This is a genomic window from Phytopseudomonas daroniae (genome assembly GCF_004327285.1).
Classification (GTDB): domain Bacteria; phylum Pseudomonadota; class Gammaproteobacteria; order Pseudomonadales; family Pseudomonadaceae; genus Aquipseudomonas; species Aquipseudomonas daroniae.
In genome coordinates this window covers 33,340-51,422 of sequence record NZ_QJUI01000012.1, presented here as the reverse complement: position 1 = coordinate 51,422, position 18,083 = coordinate 33,340, and the positions used below count along the sequence as shown (strand labels likewise).

The following is an 18,083-nucleotide window of genomic DNA, read 5'->3' as shown; positions in this document are numbered from 1 at the left end:
GCATGCAATCGAGCAAGATGCTCGTCCTCGGTTATCTGGCTGGTCTTGTCACGCCGCTGTGGTTGGCGCTCGGGGTGACCCTCGTCGGCGCGCTTTATCCCGGTTACAGCCATTTCGATCACGCCATGAGCCTGCTCGGTGCCGAAGGGGCCCCGACCCGGTACATCTCGCCGTTGATCAATAACTACCCGCTGGGCGCGTTGTTCATGCTGTTCGGCGTTACCGTGCTGCTGAGCTTCGACAACCTCTGGGCGCGGCTCAGTGGTGTGCTGATCCTCCTCCATGGCCTGGGTAGCTACGGCACCGGCTACTTTGCCTGCGACCCTGGTTGCGCTCCAGATAGCCCGTCGACCAGCCAGAATCTGCACAACCTGGCGGGATTGCTCATGGCACTCGGTTTGCTGATCGCCAGCGCGCTATGGGCCTATCTGGGCCGACGTCTGCTCGGTTCGTGGACGTTCTCCTGGTTCTCTCTGTTATGCACCCTGGTGGCGGTTAGCGCCCTGCCATTGATGGCCGGAGCCCTGGAGAGCGGTCATGGTTTTGGTCTCTATCAGCGCCTCAACTATGGGGTGTCGCTGCTATGGTTGGCCACGCTGGCGTCGATGTTGCTGCGCCGTTCCCGAGCCTGACTCGCGTTTGCTTACGATTTGCCGGTGTCGCACGTCGAGGGGAATTGTTAGGGTCTTAGGCTCACGTTTAATAGGGATATCAAGGGGGCAAAATGAGCGAGCAACCCTGGGCTGGTGGAACACCCGTCAGCATACTGCTGGCTACGGATCTGAGCGTGCGTTGCGACCGTGCCCTGGATCGCGCTGCGCAATTGGCCAGTGAATGGCAGGCCATGCTGGTGGGCGTCAACGTGCTGGAAACGGCCCAGGCGCCGGATCTGGTGCTCGGCTGGGTCGGTGCGCAGGACGATACCGACCTGTCACGCTTCGCCGAGCAGCAACTGCAGGATGATCTGTCCGGTCTCGACGTACGTGTGCGGCTGCGCATCGAACGCGGCGAGCCCGTGCAGGCCATCGTCAAGGCTGCGCGGGAAACCGGTAGCGGGCTGGTGGTGACCGGCGTTGCCAGCAACGAGCTATGGGGCCGTCTGTTGCTCGGTTCCACGGTCGAGTCGCTGACCCGGCAACTGCCGCAGCCTTTGCTGGTGGTGCGTCAGCGGCCGCGTGGACGCTATGAGCGCATCCTCATCGCCACCGACTTTTCCGACTCGTCACGCCATGCGCTGCATGCTGCCGCCCGCTATTTTCCGGATCGCGAACTGGTGCTCTATCACGTCACCGAGGCGCCCATGTCCGACCGCCTGGAGCGAGTGATCGACGGTGAAACACGCCGGCACATCGAGGAGGGTGACTATGCTGCCTTTCTCGCCGCCAGCGATCTGCCGGAAGACTTGCGCAAGCGAACCCGCATCATCATCGAGCAGGGCTCGCTGGGCGTTTCATTGAGCCGCTACGTGCGTGAACATGGCGTGGATCTGGTGGTGATGGGCACCCATGGTCGCAGCGGGCTGATGAATGTGCTGCTTGGCAGCGCGGCCAGCGAATTGCTGCAGTGGGTACCGTGCGATACCTTGATCGTGCGAGAGCCGCGGGCCGCCAGATAGTCTCTTCAGCGCCCGTGAAGCCAGCGCTGGCGCTGATCGGCATCGAGAAATGTCCAGGCCACGAAGCGGCTCTGCTTCTGGCCCTGACTCATTTCCACGGTACGTGTCTCCACGGCGCCGACTTTCTTCAGCGTGGTGTACACGCCAGGCAGGTTGCCGGATTTGGAGATCAGCGTGCTGAACCACAGCACCTGCTCGCCGTGTTCGGCGCTTTCGCGAATCAACCGCGCGACGAACGCCGCCTCGCCACCGGGGCACCACAGTTCTGCCGCCTGGCCGCCGAAATTCAGCACCGGCAGTTTGCGCTTGGGGTCGAGCTTGCCAAGGTTACGCCATTTGCGTTTGCTGCCACTGGCGGCTTCGTCTGCCGAGGCGTGGAAGGGCGGGTTGCACAGGGTCAGCTCGAAGCGTTCTTCAGGTTGTAGCAAGCCATTGAAAATATGCCCGGCATCCTGCTGCAGGCGCAGTTCGATCTGTTCGTTCAGGCCAGGATTCGACTGCACGATGGTCTTCGCCGACGCGATGGCCTGAGGCGCGATATCCGCCCCCACGAAACGCCAGCCGTATTCGCGGTTGCCAAGCAGCGGGTAGATGCAGTTGGCGCCCACGCCAATATCCAGCGCCCGTACCGCCGCGCCTCTGGGAATCTCACCGGCGTTGTCGGTAGCCAGCAGATCGGCCAGGTAATGCAGATAGTCGGCGCGCCCGGGGATAGGCGGGCACAGGTAATCCGCCGGAATGTCCCAGTGCGCGATGCCGTAGAACTGCTTGAGCAGGGCGCGGTTGAACACCTTGACCGCCGCCGGGTTGGCGAAGTCGATGCTCTCCTTGCCGTATGGATTGATGATGACGAACGCCGCCAGTTCCGGGCTGGTCTTGATCAACACCGGAAAATCGTAGCGCCCCTGATGACGATTGCGAGGATGCAACTGACCCTTGTCAGGCGACGAGGCGGGCGGTTTCGGCGGACGTTTGGCGGGCATGCTGACGGATCACACAGAGGGGCGGCCGCGCATTTTCCCACAGCTCATAGCGCTGTGCTTGCCGGCTTTTCGGAGATGCATCGGAAAACAGCTGCCGCCCACCTGCTGGCGTTCGGATGCGCACTGACCCAGGTCAACGGTCTGCCGCCTGACCAGCCCTAGACTGGCTCCATCTAGGGGAATGACAGGGAGGCCGGACATGGCCTATCTCAGTTGGAGTGATGATCTGAACACCGGAATCGCGGTGATCGACGGCCAGCACCGGCGCATCGTCGACATGATCAATGAGCTGTATGTCGCTCAGCAGAATGGCGCGCGCGAGGGTGTGGCGCTGGTGATCGAGGAGCTGGTCGATTACACCACCTCGCACTTCGCCTTCGAGGAGGCGATGCTCGAAGAAGCCGGTTATGTCTTCACCAAGGCCCACAAGCGGGTGCACGAGATTTTCATCAGGCGGGTCGACGACTACCGCACGCGATTCAAACAAGGCGAAGACGTCTCCGACGAACTGCGCAGCCTGCTCGGGCGCTGGCTGTTCGGCCATATTCGCAACGACGACCAGAACTACGTGGCGGCCGTCACCGAAAACCTGCGCCGCCTGGCCGCCGACAAGACCGAAGAGGGTTGGCTGAGCCGAGCCAAACGGCGTTTCTTCCGCGCGGCGTAGCGGGCGGTTTCAAGGGAATAGCGGTCATTGAGCTGCAAGCCGCAAGCTTCAAGCTGCAAGACAGAAGCAAGAGCAATAGAGCGCTCCGAGCTGCTTTTAACTTGTTGCTTGAAGCTTGCAGCTTATGGCTTCTTTCGACTTTATCCCGCCGCTGTCCTTGCCGTGAGCTAAAGCGGGAAGATCCAGGGCACCATCACCACGCTGACGATCATCACCAGAATGGTGAACGGTACGCCGATACGCACGAAGTCACCGAAACGATATTGGCCCGGCCCCAGCACCAGGGTATTCACCGGCGATGAAATCGGCGTCATGAACGCAGCCGAGGCCGCCAGGGCGACGGTCATCGCGAAAGGCACGGGTGATGCGCCCAGCGCCTGAGCGGTGGCGATGGCCACGGGAGCCATCAGCACCGCCGTCGCGGTATTGGAGATGAACAGGCCGATCAGCGCGGTGACGGCGAACAGGCTGGCCAGGATCACCCGTGGCCCCGCCTCGCCGAGTGCTCCGACCAGGCCGTTGACCGCCAGGTCGATCCCGCCGGTTTTCTGCAGGGCCAGGGCGAAGGGCAGCATGCCGACGATGAGGATCAGGCTCGGCCAGTGGATCGATCGGTAGGCGCTGGCCATATCGATGCAGCGGAAGGCGCCCATCAGCAGGCAGCCGATCAACGCAGCCATGACGTTGGGCACCAGGCCGCTGATCATCAGGCCGACCATCACCGCCAGGCTCAACAAGGCATAGGGCGCCTTGCGTGCGGCGGGTGCCACCTCATCGACTTCGGCGGGCAGGCTGAGCACCAGAAAGTCACGATTGAGGCTTTGCAGGTGATGGATCTGCTTCCAGCTACCGGCCACCAGCAAGGTGTCGGCGTGGGTCAGTTTTTCGTCCACCAGCAGGCCTTCCAGCGCCTGGCCATGGCGGCGCAGGCCGACCAGGTTGAGTTTGTAGCGGCTGCGCAGGCCCAGTTCCTGGACGGTCTTGCCCGGCAACCGGGATTCCGGCGGCAACGCCACCTCAGCCAACCCCAGTTCGTGGGAATGCACGCTGTAGTAGGAGTTGCGCAGTGGCAGTGCCTCCAGGCCCAGCTCCTGATAGGCGCCGAGCAGGGCGATGGCCGGGCTGGCCAGGTCGACCAGCAGCACATCGCCGGCTTGCAACTGGGTGTTGCCGGTGGCCATCAGCAGCAGGGTGCGAAACTGTCGCTGGCGCTCCACGGCAATCACGTTGATACCGTACTGCGAGCGCAGCTGCAGTTCGTCCAGTGCCTGATTGGCCAGAGGCGAGTCGGCCCGCACCCGCAGGCGACGTTCGCGTTCGCTCAGGCGATAGGTGCGCGCCAGATCGGTCAGGGTCAGCCGCGGCGGCGCAGACGCATCGCCATCGACGTCACGCTGCAACCAGCGACGTGTGGCGAGCATGTAGAGTACGCCAAGCACCAGCACGGTCAGGCCGATGGGGGTGAAGCTGAAGAAGTCGAAGCCCGGCAGACCAGCGCGCAGCAGTTCGCTATGCACCACCATGTTCGGCGGCGTGGCCACCAGGGTCAGCATGCCGCTGATCAGGCCGGCGAACGCCAGCGGCATCATCAGTCGGCCCGGTGCGATCTTCAGGCGCGCCGCCACACCGAGCACCACGGGGATGAAGATCGCCACCACGCCGGTCGAACTCATCACCGAGCCGAGACCGGCCACCGCCACCATCAGCAGGATCAGCAGACGTGTTTCGCTGCTGCCGGCCTTGGCCACCAGCCAGTCACCCAGGCGGTAGGCGATGCCGGTGCGCACCAGGCCCTCACCGATCACGAATAGCGCGGCGATAAGGATCACGCTGGGGTCGCTGAAACCGGCCAGGGTTTCCTGGATGCTGAGTACGCCCGTCAACGGCAGGGCGACGATGATCATCAGCGCGACCACGTCCATGCGCGGTTTGTCGAGGACGAACAGCACTACCGCCGCAAACAGCAGGCCGAGCACCATAAGCAGGTCGAGGGTCATTCTGGCTCCTTGCCGGGCAGTGTTTCAGGGATAGCCGAGCACGGTCTTGATCTGCTGCAGATTGGCGGCGATCCAGCGTTTGTCGATGGCACCCCAATCGCGGATCACATAATGGCCGGCGTTGTTGCGTTCGCCTTCCTGCTGCTGGAATTCGCAGCGGATATCCAGTTCTTCCAGCGCTGTCAGGGTGTCCTGGGCAGTGCGTCGGGGCATGCCGGTGGCGGTCATCAACGCCGGCACGCTGTTGGCGCTGCCGCTGTCGATCAGCCAGGCGACGTAGAGGCGGCGGTAGAAGCTGGTCTTGGTCTTGCTGACGTCCATGGCAGTCCTTTCAGTCGAGAAGGTCGATGGCGGTTCGCAGCCAGTTGAAACGGACATGTTCCTGCTCCAGCCTCAGCGCCATGACGGTTTTACCCTCTGCTCCGCCTACGCGATCATGGCGCAGGTCGTCGTACAGATCGGCTTCCCGCTCGTCCAGGCGTGTCAGTGGGTGGCTGCAGCGCTTGTCCGCAGGCTCCTTGCCCCAGAGCGGCCGATGGGCCAGCAAGGTGGCGCGATCCATCAGCAGGGAGCGGGCGTCGGGGAAATAGGCGCGCAAGCGGTCGAGTATGGCGAAACCATGGGTATCGATGTCGCCCCAGTAATGCAGCGGTTGATCCTCGAGCCAGCGAACCTGCGCCAGGCGATCCAGCGCGTAGCCCTGGCCGTACAGGATGGCGCTGGCAGGATGCGGCGGAAAGGCCAGGAAGTTGGTTTCGTTCTCGGTGACGAACACGCGCTTGAGCGGCATCCGCAGCCGGGCGAGCTGTTCCACCGGGAGTTCCAGGTCGCTCAGACCCGCAATGTATAAAACGGGATCGAGCAGCCGCAGGCGCACCCGAACGGGTTTTTCGCGCAGCCCATAGCGACGGCTGAAGCCGCTGGCACCACGGGCCTCGGGGTCATGTACGGCGTCTGCCAGAACAGGATTCAGCAGCTCGCCGAGCAGGCCGCGGCGTTGTTCGATGAACTTGCTGTCGACGCCGGGAATGTCCAGCTGGCGCAGGTACAGCCCGCTACGGGGGTGGGCGCGGAACCACTGCAGTACGGCGCGTATCCGCGGCCAATGCGGGGCGCTCTCCAGGGCTTGCATAGGCTGCCGATGGAGCCAGTCATGCAGTTCGGGGAACTCGGCCAGTGCCGCGGTACGCAGCTGCTCGAAGCGGCGCCAGTCTGCTTGCCGGCCGATCAGGCGCAGCGCGGCATCGGGGCTGTCGACCCAGGCTTCTGCGGGGATCCGGTTACGGCCGAGCTGCTGATTGCTGACGGTTTTCCAGACCAGTCGGTAGTCGCCTTCGCCAGCCTGCAGCTTGCCTATCCACTGGCGTACGTCGGCGAAGCGATTGCCCAGATCCGCGGCACCCGGCTTTTTCAGGCGCAGGCGAAGCGGGAACAGCGGCTCGTCCGCCAACGGCGTACGCAGTAAGGTACCCTGATCCCACAGCCGCTGCAGCTGAGCCCTGAGATCCTCGGGGCTGCTCCAGGCGTTCATGCGCGTACCGATTCAGGGCGCATCAGGACTCTCCCGCGCCGCCTTCTGTTCGCGGTACTCCTCGATCGTCAGGCACCTGAGCATCGACTCGCGGCCCTGCTCGTTGTGCACGAAGCCGACATTGGCGACGTAGGGTTCGATGATGTGGATCTTCTGCAGCGGCGTGACGATCAGCAGTTGCAGATTGAGTTTGCGGAACAGCTCCAGGCCGTAGCGGGCCGATTCGTCGGAGCCGCGGCCGAAGGCTTCGTCGATCACCACGAAACGGAACGAGCGCGAGCGGGTCGCGCCCCATTCCAGGCCGAAGCGGTAGGCCAGGCTGGCGGCCAGCACGGTATAGGCGAGTTTTTCCTTCTGCCCGCCGGATTTGCCACCGGAATCGCTGTAGTGCTCGTGCTCGCTGCCATCCTCGCGCCAGCGCTCGGAGGCGGAGAAGACGAACCAGTTGCGCACGTCGCAGACCTTGCGCGTCCAGCGCCGATCGGCGTCGCTGCTGCCTTCGCGACCACGGAATTTCTCGATGATCTTCCGCACTTCGAGGAATTTGCTCTCCGCATAATGTTCGTCGTCGCTGCCGGAGAGACTGCCTTCGGTACAGGCCCGCAGGTCGCTGCGGAAGGCGGTAATCTCGCCGTCGCCGGCGCCTTGCGCTTCCAGCTGGATCAGGCGCCCGGGGTTGTAGTCGATCTCCTGCAGCGAGCGATTGATCTCCTCGATGCGTTCGCGGATATCGTGTTCCTCGCGGCGCAGGTGGCTCTGGAAGTTGGCGATTTCGTTGATGACGTTTTCATTGAGCATGGCCTTGAACTGCTGCTCGAACTGCGGCAGGCCGTCCTGTTCCAGGCTATGCAGCATGGCGCCGTATTCGTCGAGCGCCTCGAGGTTGACGTCCACCTCGCGGGTTTCCAGGGCAAAGGCGGCGCGGTACTCGCTCATCGCCTGGATGATGTTTTCAGCCAGGCGCCTGACTCGCTGGTTGGCGGCATCGATACGGGCTTGCAGCCAGTTGCGCAGATCCTGTTCGCGATTACCGCAGGATTCCACCGTCAGCGTGTGCTCTCCCAGGGCCTGGTCGCGCAGCGCTTGCAGCTCGTCGAAGCGAGCCCGCTGCTCATCGTTCGCCGATTCGTGCTGGAGACGCGCCTCGTCGGCCTGGCTCTGGGCGTCCTCCTGCTTCTGTTCGGTACGTGCCAGTTCCCGGCCTTTTTCGTCGAGGGCGTCACGCAGGTCAGCAAGTTGTCGTTCCAGCTCCCGCAACTGCTGTTGCAAGGTATGCAGGATGTCGGATTCGGCTTCCAGCTGGCGGCGCTCTTGCTCCAGGGCATGGATCTGTCCTTGCAGGGGTTTCCAGTCCAGTTCCTGGAAGCTGTCGAATACCGAGAGTTTGTCGAGCAGGCCGATGCGTTCGTCCAGTGTGCGTTGCTGGCGCTGCAGGTCGGCCAGGCGCAGCGCCTGCTGCTGGATGCGGGCCTGCAGGTCGCCGGCCTGTTTTTCCAGGGCGGCGATCTTTTCCACGTTGCTCCAGCCGAGTACGTACTGGGTGCGATCGTCCAGGCGGCGGCGGTCGTCCTTTTCATGACGCTCCTGGCCGGACTTGATCTGGCCGGCACGGCTGACGGCCTTTTCTTCCCGGCGGAACTGCTCCAGCGAAGTGCAGCAGGCATAGTCGAAGCGCCGTCCCAGCTCGCTTTCGAGCCAGTCGTAGAACGGCGTATCGGGTTTGATCTGCAGTTTGCGCACCAGGGATTCGCCGTGCAGGCTCGGCAGCGCCTGGGGGCGGCGTTCGCGGATGCGGAAATACACCAGGCGCTCGCCCAGGTGGGTCTGTTCGACCCACTGCGCCACTGGCGCATACAGCGCGTCGGGCACCAGCAGCGACAGCGCGAAGTTGTGCAGCAGGCGTTCGGCCACGCCTTCCCAGTCGCGTTCGTCCTCGCGTACCTGCAGCAGCTCGCCGGCGAAGGGCAGCTCGCTTTCGTCCAGGTTCAGGGCCTGGCAAAGGCTCGCACGCACCTTGAGCATTCGCTCGGGCAGGTTGGAGCGGCGTTTGCGCAGGGACACCAGTTCCTGGTCGAGTTCGTCGTGCCGGTCTCTCAGGTCGCGCAGCTCGACGCTGGTTTCGGTCTGTTGGTTCTGTGCGCCGTCACGCTGTTCGCGACTGTCTTCTACGAGTTCCGACAAGGCCTGGCGATTGGCCAGAAACGGCTCGCTACTGCTGGCCAGCGGCAGATCCAGCTGGCTCGCCAGGGCGTCATAGCGTTCGCTGGCACGCTGGCGACGCTGCCGTTCACTGTCCAGCCGACCGATGTCCGCTTCTATGGCGGCCAGGCGGTCGCCGCCATTCTGGGCAATGGCGCGGTTGAGATCGTCACGCCGGGCCTGTCCCTGACGCTGATGCTCCTGCAGGGCGGCGTGCTGTTCGTGCTGGCGCGCGATGTCCTGGGCCAGGTTGGCCAGGCGTTTGTCCAGCAACTGCGCCTTGAGTCCGGCGAACCAGGGCGTCAGCGCCTCGCGGCAGGCGACCAGTGAGTCGGCTTCGGCGGATTCCCGGGCATGGTGCTGGCCACTCTCCACCAGCGGCTGTAGCAGGCCGATCTGCCGTTTTGCCTTGAGCACGGCTTCGTGGGCGCGATTGAGGTCGTCGAAGTGGCGCACCAGGGCCTGGATACGCTCGTCCACCGGGAACTCCTCGAGCATGTGCTCGCGGACGAAATCGGTGAGGTTGCCCACCGATTTCATCGATACCGTCTGGCCGAACAGCTCCAGCGCCTGTTCGTCGGCAATGCCGAAGCGGCGGCGGAAACTGGCGCTGTAAGCGGCGAAGCTGGTTTCCAGCTCGACATGGGGCATGTCCCGCAGGCGCTTGCGCAGGGCGTTCAGGTCGCTGCCGAAATGGGCGAAATGCTCGGTGATGGACAGTTGCCGGTCGGCCACCACATAGAAGCGCTCCGGTTGGCTACGGGCGTCGGTGATGTAGAACACCTGGGCCAGGGTGACGTGCTGGTCGAAGCCTTCGTTGTAGAAGTGGCCGAGGATCACCGAGTAGCTGTTGTGGTCGCGCAGGGCCACGGGCTTGGCGCTGGCGCCGCTGTCGCTGCGTTCGGACTTGTAGTGGCCGAGCACGTAGGAGCGCAGGGTGCGCTCCTTGGCTTCGGCGCCGGCGGCCTTGTTGTAGGCGATCTTCTGGGCCGGCACCAGCAAGGTGGTGACCGCATCCACCAGGGTGGACTTGCCGGAACCGATGTCGCCGGTAAGTAGGGCATTGTCGCCGCCTACCGGAAAGCGCCAGACGCGCTGGTGAAAGGTGCCCCAGTTGTAGACCTCGAAACCATGCAGGCGAAAGCCCGCGCGTTCGTCGCTTTGCGCGAAGTCGAGCAGAGGAAGTATTTTGGGTTCGGTCATGATCAGCTCTCGGCCTCATCCGCTAGTTCCCAGTGGCCACTGCGGGGGGATCCTACTCGGCGTAAGCGGCCCTGAGTTTTCAGGTTGTCGATGTAGGTCAGGATCGTTCGCTTGGATACCTTGAGTCTTTCGCCGAGTTGCACGGTGGAGAGGCGGGCGTTTTCCCTGAGTAACGCAAGCACGGCGTCCTCCATGGCGGATGGAACGATTGGTGAAGCGATTGGTGAAGCGATTGGTGAAACAGCTTGCGGCCAGGCCAGTTCCAGGCGCGTCTGCTCATAGGGCTCGAAAGTATCCTGAAGCGATAGTCTGCCATTCACTAGTTCCCAGCCTTGGCGAATTTTTGGCAGCCCGGAACCGGCTCGTTCGCCGATGCCGATCATCAGAAACATTTGATGCAAGGTCCGGTTGCGGCAATCGCTTTCGCCCCCTTGCAACGCCTGAGCGGGCGGGACGCGCATGGTGCCCGGATTGCGGAAGAGAAAACCTTCGCTGCGTTTGAATACCTGAACGGATGCCCGATCGCTGTAGTCCGCGTGAACCAGCGTATTGACCAGTGCTTCGCGTAAAGCCTGATGCAGCAGCGTGTCATCCACGCGGATATCGTCCTTCAGCGCAAAGGGTACTTTCAGGTCAGTGGCGAGTTTGCGTGAGACCCGCCGGTAAAAGTCGTACAGGTTTCCCGACCAGCTTCCATCGGGAACCAGTCGATCCAGCCAACGAACCTCTGGATCGGCCTGCTCCTGATAGTCCAGGAAATAATGGGGAAATGCTTCCTGGATGGATGGCCAGGCACCGAACATCAGCAGTCCGGCGAATGTCAGCCCTTCCTCTCCACTGTCGCGATCACGACGCCAGCCCCCTATGGCATCGAGAAACGCTCTATCGTTGAGAACACTCCATGGATGATTGGGCCTGAAGGCGGAAAGGGCCTGTCGATAGGCATGCAGGCTGTCGCCATCCAGATCTGCCAGTGTGTAGTGGCTCAGGATTCTAGCGTCTCTGCTGTCTTCGACCTGCTCGGCCAACATGCGCTTGACCGTTTCATCATCACAATGCCTGTCTCCTTCGTGGAGCCGGCGGTAGGTGTTTCCGTTGAAAGGATTACCTTTCAGGTAGACCGGACGCACTTTGCGACCGGCTGCCGGCACCTCTACCAGAACGACCTGTTTGCCGCCCACGTCACTGATCCGAACATGGGCATCGCTGAGCAGATTCGCACTGATCTTCTGGCGATTGTTCAGATTGTCGAACAGCTCTTTCACGACTCGGTCTGCCAGAGCAAGCCCCTGTACTTCGAACTGGCCGCCTTTCTCCTTCAGACCCAGGGCAATGAGACCGCCCCGCGTGTTGGCGAAGGCACTGTAGGTCGCCCAGAAGTCAGTGGGCAATTTGCCCTGGCCGTCGGGGCCGGCAGCCAGTTTGCATTCCAAGTCGACTGACTCTTTGATGCGTTGCAACTGGGTGAGGAGATGATCTGCCTTGTCTGTCATGTGCGTTCATCCCTGACCTGCCCGGCGTATTCCTTCAGCCGTTGATCCAGTTCATTGAGCCATTGCGCATCGACGAAGGCCTTGAGTATCCGGCGTACCTCGTAACGCGCCTCGTCCTGCCCGCGTAGCCGGCGCAGGAAGCCGAGTTCGACCACCTTGCCGATATGGGCGTCGATACGATCGATCAGGCGCGCTTCGTTGCTGCCTTCGGCAAGAAACAGACGGAGCAGATCGGCCATCTCTTCGCGCGACAGAATCAGGCGTTCGCCACCGCTGGCATCGTTTTCCGCCATGCGTTTGCGCAGCAGTGCCAGCAGCAGGCTGACCGGGTAGCTGAGCTGGCGGCGCGGCACCAGGCGGGGCAGGGTGCCGTCCTCCTCGCCACTGTCCTGAGACAGGTAGGCGTAGCCCTCGGCCTCGTCGAGCACCAGGCGCAGGCCGATGACGGCGAGGTAGTCGGCCAGGGCTATCTGCCGATCGAGCAACTGCTGCCACTGGGTGGCGTCGTCCTCGCGGTACAGCACGCCCTTGAGCAGGCCGACCAGCAGCAATGATTGAGCGTTGGATGCATTCATGGTGGCGTTCATTGGCTGAAAACGATCAGGGGAATACTGGCACGCCGTTCCAGGCCGGATTCGCTTTGCCAGGTAACCAGTTGCGGCTGGTTGTCATCGAAAACGCTGCGTTTGTCGGCAGCGGCCAGGTCGAGGTAGGCGACCAGCTCGGCCAGGCCCTGGCGCAGGGGATAGTGCTGCAGCAACTCAGCGAGGCTGATGCGCGCTTGGCTGCGCAGGGCCTGGCGAATCTGTGCTTGCAAACGGGTCTTGTCCACGGGGTTCTGCTCGAACAGGGCCGACGCGTCGTCCTGCGCCTCGCCCTCAAGCAGGATCTGGGTGTCGATTTTCGGCTTCAGTGGCGGGCTGTAGAGTGGGCGATCCAGTGCCAGGGTCAGGTGTGGCACGAGGGCATCCAGCTCGATCGGATCGTCGCTTGGTGGTCGCTCGCGCAGATCCAGGGCACTGCCTTCGATATCGCGCAGCAGGTGCATGATGCGCCGGTTTTCCAGCCAGGCCTGATCGTCGAGGTAGCGGCGCAACTGTTCGGACAAGCGCGCCACGGTGCGTTGCGCCGACTCGCCTGCCTCCAGCCAGTTGTAGTGCATGCGCAGCAGGCGACGATCCGGCTCCAGGCTCTGTACCGCTTGCAGGGCGAACGCCTTGTGCAGCAGTTCGGAGAGCTCCTGCTGGCGTGCCGGCGACATCAGGAACTCCCAGAACGCGCGGAAGCTGCGACCCTGATCCGAGTCGGAAATGGCGTCACGATCACCGAAGATTTCCTTCAGCAACTGGCTCTTGTTGCCTTCGAAGGTGGTGATGCGTTCACGTACCTGACGATCCAGGTCACGGAAGTTCTGTTCCACTTCGCGAAAGTCCGCCAGCAGGCTGCGGGCGGTTTGCGACACATCGAGAAAGCGCTCCTTGACCCGCGTTTCGTCCATCAGGGTGATGTCGCCGGCCCGTACCCTGGCGATCTCTTCGTCGATGGCCGCGCGGCGTTTTTCCAGTTCGGCCAGGCGCGTTCGCGGGTCGCTGTTGCTGCCTTCGACCAGTTGGCGCAGCAGCTCGAAGATCGACAGCAGGCGTGACTCGGTGCCGACGAACTGGCGTTTACCCAGGCTTGCCAGCCATTCGATGGCCTTTTCGGTGGCGGGCGTAAGTTCGAAATGGGCGACATCCTGCGCTGGCGGATAGAACTTGCGCAGCCAGCCATTGGCGTTGTCCGCCCAGTCGTCCAGGTAGGCCGAGGCCGCCCGTGGGAAGGCGTCCTCGCCCAGCGCCTGGCGCAGGCCATAGAGCTGATCTTCCAGCAGCGAGGCCAGCGCGTGCTCGTCGATGCTACGGCGATTGCTCGATAGGAAGGTGCTGGTGAGGAAGCTGGCGATCAGTGGCGCATTGTCCGCACGCAGCAAGCGCCAGGCCGGATGGTGCTGGCGCAGGGCGATGAGTTGCTGGTACTCCATGGTCATTTCGCGCTGAGACAGGCGCTCGGGTTCCTAGATGAACAAGAGCCGGAGTGTAACGCGTATCGGCCTGGCGTCGAATGATTGAGTGTATCGGTCGCAGGGCAATCGGGTGAACGTCCTCTTTACAACGCGATCAAGCCGGCAAGGAAGTCGTCGTCCCAACCGGCAGCCTTTCGGCGCGCCCGGATCGACAGTTTGTCGTTCGGGCGTCTCAGCAGGTTCAACGCCATGTGCTTGAGGGTAGTGAAGTTCGCCGGCGCATTGGCTGTTCTAACCCGGCACTCATCATCGCGGAAGACCATATCCAACACCCAATGCAGGCTGTTTTCCACTGCCCAATGATCACGCACCATCGGCCCCTGTTCGTCAGCCGGCAAGGTCAGTGAGCTCAGGTAATACCGGGTTTCCCGCTCGATCCGCTCGCCCAGTTCGCGGGTACTCTCGACCATCACCAAGCTTTTCAGTCCCGGCCAGGCGTGGCGCTGTTGCACCCAGCCCACCTCGTGGATCACAGTCGTGGTACGAGTTTCGATACGCCCGTGGTCGCCCTCCACGCGTTGATGGCGTGTCACCTGGGTGTTGGCGAAATCCCGGTTCTTTTGCGCCTGAGCGAACAGTTCCACGTCCTCGCGCAGGCTGCCCTGGTTACCCTTGAGTGCAAGGACATAGTCGGCCTGCTTGTCCAGGATCGCCTGGGCGATCTCACGCTGACAGCCCATCGCGTCCAGGGTGACGATGGCGCCTTCCAGGGCCAGCATCGTAAGTAACTTGGGAATGGCGATGATCTCGTTGGATTTTTCGGCTACCTTGGTTTGCCCCAGTACCAGCCGCTGCCGGGCAGCGAAGGCCGAGACGGTGTGCAAGGTGGCCTTGCCTGTACTCTTGGCGCGGCGCGAAGTCTTGCCGTCGAGGGCGACGACCCCGCTGGGAAGACCTGTGAACGAGGCCACCCAGGCGGCAAAACAGCACTGGAAACACTCGGCATCCAGGGGGGCGAACAGATCCCCCAAATGATCGTGTGAGGGCGTGCCTGCGGCAAAGGGCCGGAATCGACGCAGCAATTCACGCTTCTTGACGCCAAACAGGGCAATGTCCACGAAGGTTTCGGCACCGGCCAAGCAAGCCAGCAAGCTCAGCAGGAGCACTTCATCGAGTGGATAGATGATCTTGCCGGGCTGGCGCGGATCGGGCAGTGCGTCGAAATGGGTCAGAAAGGAGGCTGATTCGGCCAGTGCATCGGCGGCGGTGGTCGACATGGTGCATCTCGCAACGGCAGGAAGTGCCTGCAAGGATGATCCAGTCGACAGAGCGACAACAAGTGTGGGCAGATTTCTTCACCCGATTGCCCTGGTATCGGTCGCGGGATCGAGTCGCAGAAACGAAAACGGCCTGTCGGGCGTTCACCACGACAGGCCGTTTATCAGTGCAGCGATCAGAGACTGGCGATCTTGCCGCGCTGCTCGACCAGATTGGCCAACGCCTGTTCGGCCTCGGCCAGCTTGACGCGTTCCTTCTCCAGTACTTCAGCTGGAGCCTTGGCAACGAAACCCTCGTTGGCCAGCTTGCCGCCGACTCGTTTGGCTTCACCTTCCAGGCGCTGGATTTCCTTGTCCAGGCGCGCCAGTTCGGCTTCCTTGTCGATCAGCCCGGCCATCGGCACCAGTACCTGCATGTCGCCGACCAGGGCGGTGGCGGACATCGGTGCTTCTTCACCAGATACCAGTACCTTCACCGATTCGAACTTGGCCAGCTTGTTGAGCAGCGGAGCGTTGTCGTTCAGGCGGCGCAGGTCTTCGGTATTGGCGTTGGCGAGGATGACGTCGATGCGCTTGGCCATGGAGATCTTCATCTCGCCACGGATCTGGCGTACGCCGAGCATCAACTGCTTGACCCACTCGATGTCGCCTTCGGCAGCCGCGTCGATGCGGCTTTCATTGGCCACCGGCCACGGCTGCAGCATCAATGTTTCGCCGCTGACGCCGGCCTGGCCCTTGATGCGCTGCCAGATCTCTTCGGTTATGAACGGCATGAACGGGTGAGCCAGGCGTAGGATCACTTCCAGCACGCGCACCAGCGTGCGGCGGGTGCCGCGCTGGCGTGCCAGTTTATGTGCGTTCTCGGCCGCTTCCGGCGTCCTGCCTTCAGCGGCACTCGTACCTCCCTGTACAGCGTCCCACAGCACCGGCTTGACCAGCTCCAGGTACCAGGCGCAGTACTCGTCCCAGACGAATTCGTAGAGGGCCTGGGTGGCCAGATCGAAGCGGAAGGCGTCGAGATGGCGGGTCACGTCCTGCTCGCAACGCTGCAGCGCGGAGATGATCCAGCGATCTACTGGCGACAGATCGACCTGCTCACCATTGATGCCGGTGTCCTGGCCATCGGTGTTCTCGATGACGAAGTTGGCGGCGTTCCACAGCTTGTTGCAGAAGTTGCGGTAGCCCTCGACGCGGCCCATGTCGAACTTCACGTCGCGGCCGGTGGTGGCCAGCGAGCAGAAGGTGAAACGCAGGGCGTCGGTGCCGTAGCTGGCGATGCCTTCCGGGAATTCGGCCTTGGTCTGCTTGGCGATCTTCTCGGCGAGCTTGGGCTGCATCATGCCGCTGGTGCGTTTGGCCAGCAGGGTCTCGAGGTCGATGCCGTCGACGATATCCAGCGGGTCGAGCACGTTGCCCTTGGACTTGGACATCTTCTGGCCCTGGCCGTCGCGCACCAGACCGTGCACGTAGACGGTCTTGAACGGAACCTGCTGGGTCAGGTGGGTGGACAGCATGATCATCCGGGCAACCCAGAAGAAGATGATGTCGAAACCGGTAACCAGCACGTCGGTGGGGTGGAAGGTCTTCAGTGCCTCGGTCTGCTCGGGCCAGCCGAGGGTGGAGAAGGTCCACAGGCCAGAGCTGAACCAGGTATCCAGTACGTCGTCGTCCTGGCGCAGCGGGATGTCGCCCAGGTTGTGCTTGGCGCGTACTTCCGCTTCGTCACGGCCCACAAAGACGTTGCCCGCCTGGTCGTACCAGGCCGGAATGCGGTGGCCCCACCATAGCTGACGGCTGATGCACCAGTCCTGGATGTCGCGCATCCAGCTGAAGTACATGTTCTCGTACTGCTTGGGTACGAACTGGATTTCACCGTTCTCGACCACTTCGATGGCTTTCTCGGCCAGCGGCTTGGTGGACACGTACCACTGATCGGTCAGCCACGGCTCGATGATGGTGCCGGAGCGGTCGCCCTTCGGCACTTTCAGGGCGTGGTCGTCGATCTTTTCCAGCAGGCCGAGGGCGTCGAAGGCGGCGACGATCTGCTTACGCGCTTCGAAGCGATCCAGGCCGGCGTATTCGGCGGGCAGGCTGGCATCGAGCAGGGCGTTGACGCTGCCGTCGATATTGAAGATCTGCGCACCGGGCAGCACTGCGGCGTCCTGGTCGAAGATGTTGATCAGTGGCAGGTTGTGGCGTTTGCCGACTTCGTAGTCGTTGAAGTCGTGGGCCGGGGTGATCTTCACGCAGCCGGTGCCGAATTCCGGGTCGCAGTAATCGTCCGCGATGATCGGGATGCGACGGCCAAGCAGCGGCAGTTCGACGTACTGGCCGATCAGAGCCTTGTAGCGTTCGTCTTCCGGGTTCACGGCGACGGCAGCGTCACCCAGCATGGTTTCCGGGCGCGTGGTGGCGACGATCAGGTAATCGGCACCTTCGGCGGTCTTGTTGCCGTCAGCCAGCGGATAACGCAGGTTCCACAGGTGACCTTTCTCGTCGTGGCTTTCCACTTCCAGATCGGAAATGGCGGTGTGGAACTTGGTGTCCCAGTTGACCAGACGCTTGCCACGGTAGATCAGGCCGTCCTCATGCAGGCGTACGAAGGCTTCCTTGACCGCTTCGGACAGGCCGTCGTCCATGGTGAAGCGCTCGCGCGACCAGTCCACCGAGGAGCCCAGGCGGCGGATCTGTCGGGTGATGTTGCCACCGGACTCGGCTTTCCAGTCCCAGACCTTGTCGAGGAATTTCTCCCGGCCGAGGTCATGACGATCGATACCCTGAGCGCCCAGTTGGCGTTCCACCACCATCTGCGTCGCGATGCCGGCGTGATCGGTGCCCGGCTGCCACAGGGTGTTGCGACCCTGCATGCGGCGGAAACGGATCAGGGCATCCATGATCGCGTTGTTGAAGCCATGGCCCATGTGCAGGCTGCCGGTCACGTTCGGCGGCGGGATCATGATGGTGTAAGGCTCACCGGAACCCTGGGGCGCGAAGTAGCCCTTCGCCTCCCAGTTCTCGTACAGCACGGTTTCGATGGCGTGGGGCTGGTAGGTCTTGTCCATGCGCGGCGGGACCCTTCTGGCGTCTGATCGGAAAAGCCGAGCAGTATAACGAAC

At 62.7% G+C, this 18,083-nt stretch carries 13 protein-coding genes; 3 read left to right on the top strand and 10 right to left on the bottom strand.

From position 1 onward, the window contains the following. Positions 1-2: 2 nt before the first annotated feature. Together DNK06_RS14810 and DNK06_RS14805 are read left to right on the top strand one after the other, a co-directional pair. Complete coding sequence (locus tag DNK06_RS14810) at positions 3-632, top strand: DUF998 domain-containing protein (RefSeq protein WP_131180757.1); 630 nt, start codon at positions 3-5, stop codon at positions 630-632. A 92-nt stretch (positions 633-724) separates the two neighbouring features. Then, positions 725-1,615, top strand: coding sequence for a universal stress protein (locus DNK06_RS14805; RefSeq protein WP_131180756.1), 891 nt, complete (start codon positions 725-727; stop codon positions 1,613-1,615). Positions 1,616-1,620: 5 nt separating this feature from the next. Here the strand turns inward: DNK06_RS14805 and rlmF are convergent, their stop codons facing one another. Next, the gene (gene rlmF / locus DNK06_RS14800) at positions 1,621-2,598 is read right to left on the bottom strand and encodes a 23S rRNA (adenine(1618)-N(6))-methyltransferase RlmF (RefSeq protein WP_131180755.1); all 978 of its coding nucleotides are present in this window, start codon (positions 2,596-2,598) and stop codon (positions 1,621-1,623) included. 199 nt (positions 2,599-2,797) lie between these two features. Here rlmF and DNK06_RS14795 point away from each other — a divergent pair, with 199 nt between their 5' ends. Beyond that, entirely contained in the window at positions 2,798-3,265 is a 468-nt protein-coding gene (locus DNK06_RS14795; RefSeq protein ID WP_131180754.1) for a bacteriohemerythrin, read from the top strand. Between the two features lie 167 nt (positions 3,266-3,432). Here DNK06_RS14795 and DNK06_RS14790 read toward each other — a convergent pair whose 3' ends face one another. The 9 genes from DNK06_RS14790 to DNK06_RS14750 form a co-directional block, all read right to left on the bottom strand. Beyond that, positions 3,433-5,262: an SLC13 family permease gene (locus tag DNK06_RS14790; protein ID WP_131180753.1), complete on the bottom strand. Its 1,830-nt coding sequence runs from the start codon at positions 5,260-5,262 to the stop codon at positions 3,433-3,435. A 24-nt stretch (positions 5,263-5,286) separates the two neighbouring features. After that, complete coding sequence (locus DNK06_RS14785; protein WP_131180752.1) at positions 5,287-5,583, bottom strand: winged helix-turn-helix domain-containing protein; 297 nt, start codon at positions 5,581-5,583, stop codon at positions 5,287-5,289. 10 nt (positions 5,584-5,593) lie between these two features. Beyond that, positions 5,594-6,793 carry a DUF3322 domain-containing protein gene (locus DNK06_RS14780; RefSeq protein ID WP_131180751.1) on the bottom strand — a complete coding sequence of 400 codons (1,200 nt, stop codon included), beginning with the start codon at positions 6,791-6,793 and terminating at the stop codon, positions 5,594-5,596. A 12-nt stretch (positions 6,794-6,805) separates the two neighbouring features. Then, on the bottom strand, positions 6,806-10,195 hold the full coding sequence (locus DNK06_RS14775) for an ATP-binding protein (protein ID WP_131180750.1): 3,390 nt from the start codon (positions 10,193-10,195) through the stop codon (positions 6,806-6,808). A 2-nt stretch (positions 10,196-10,197) separates the two neighbouring features. Beyond that, on the bottom strand, positions 10,198-11,688 hold the full coding sequence (locus tag DNK06_RS14770; RefSeq protein WP_131180749.1) for an RNA-binding domain-containing protein: 1,491 nt from the start codon (positions 11,686-11,688) through the stop codon (positions 10,198-10,200). Beyond that, entirely contained in the window at positions 11,685-12,263 is a 579-nt protein-coding gene (locus DNK06_RS14765) for a DUF4194 domain-containing protein (RefSeq protein WP_131180748.1), read from the bottom strand. The genes DNK06_RS14770 and DNK06_RS14765 overlap by 4 nt, the downstream gene beginning before the upstream one ends. Before the next feature lie 8 nt (positions 12,264-12,271). Then, positions 12,272-13,708, bottom strand: coding sequence for a DUF3375 domain-containing protein (locus DNK06_RS14760; protein ID WP_207389927.1), 1,437 nt, complete (start codon positions 13,706-13,708; stop codon positions 12,272-12,274). A gap of 125 nt (positions 13,709-13,833) precedes the next feature. Continuing rightward, positions 13,834-14,943 carry an ISAs1 family transposase gene (locus DNK06_RS14755; protein WP_131180885.1) on the bottom strand — a complete coding sequence of 370 codons (1,110 nt, stop codon included), beginning with the start codon at positions 14,941-14,943 and terminating at the stop codon, positions 13,834-13,836. A gap of 200 nt (positions 14,944-15,143) precedes the next feature. Continuing rightward, positions 15,144-18,029: a valine--tRNA ligase gene (locus DNK06_RS14750; protein ID WP_131180746.1), complete on the bottom strand. Its 2,886-nt coding sequence runs from the start codon at positions 18,027-18,029 to the stop codon at positions 15,144-15,146. Between the last annotated feature and the right edge of the window lie 54 nt (positions 18,030-18,083).

Coding starts and splice junctions, on each gene's coding strand:
- DNK06_RS14805 (WP_131180756.1), top strand. CDS start 725: ATGAGCGAGCAACCCTGGGCTGGTGGAACACCCGTCAGCATACTGCTG.
- DNK06_RS14785 (WP_131180752.1), bottom strand. CDS start 5,583: ATGGACGTCAGCAAGACCAAGACCAGCTTCTACCGCCGCCTCTACGTC.
- DNK06_RS14795 (WP_131180754.1), top strand. CDS start 2,798: ATGGCCTATCTCAGTTGGAGTGATGATCTGAACACCGGAATCGCGGTG.
- DNK06_RS14750 (WP_131180746.1), bottom strand. CDS start 18,029: ATGGACAAGACCTACCAGCCCCACGCCATCGAAACCGTGCTGTACGAG.
- DNK06_RS14770 (WP_131180749.1), bottom strand. CDS start 11,688: ATGACAGACAAGGCAGATCATCTCCTCACCCAGTTGCAACGCATCAAA.
- DNK06_RS14765 (WP_131180748.1), bottom strand. CDS start 12,263: ATGAATGCATCCAACGCTCAATCATTGCTGCTGGTCGGCCTGCTCAAG.
- DNK06_RS14775 (WP_131180750.1), bottom strand. CDS start 10,195: ATGACCGAACCCAAAATACTTCCTCTGCTCGACTTCGCGCAAAGCGAC.
- DNK06_RS14810 (WP_131180757.1), top strand. CDS start 3: ATGCAATCGAGCAAGATGCTCGTCCTCGGTTATCTGGCTGGTCTTGTC.
- DNK06_RS14780 (WP_131180751.1), bottom strand. CDS start 6,793: ATGAACGCCTGGAGCAGCCCCGAGGATCTCAGGGCTCAGCTGCAGCGG.
- DNK06_RS14790 (WP_131180753.1), bottom strand. CDS start 5,262: ATGACCCTCGACCTGCTTATGGTGCTCGGCCTGCTGTTTGCGGCGGTA.
- DNK06_RS14760 (WP_207389927.1), bottom strand. CDS start 13,708: ATGGAGTACCAGCAACTCATCGCCCTGCGCCAGCACCATCCGGCCTGG.
- rlmF (WP_131180755.1), bottom strand. CDS start 2,598: ATGCCCGCCAAACGTCCGCCGAAACCGCCCGCCTCGTCGCCTGACAAG.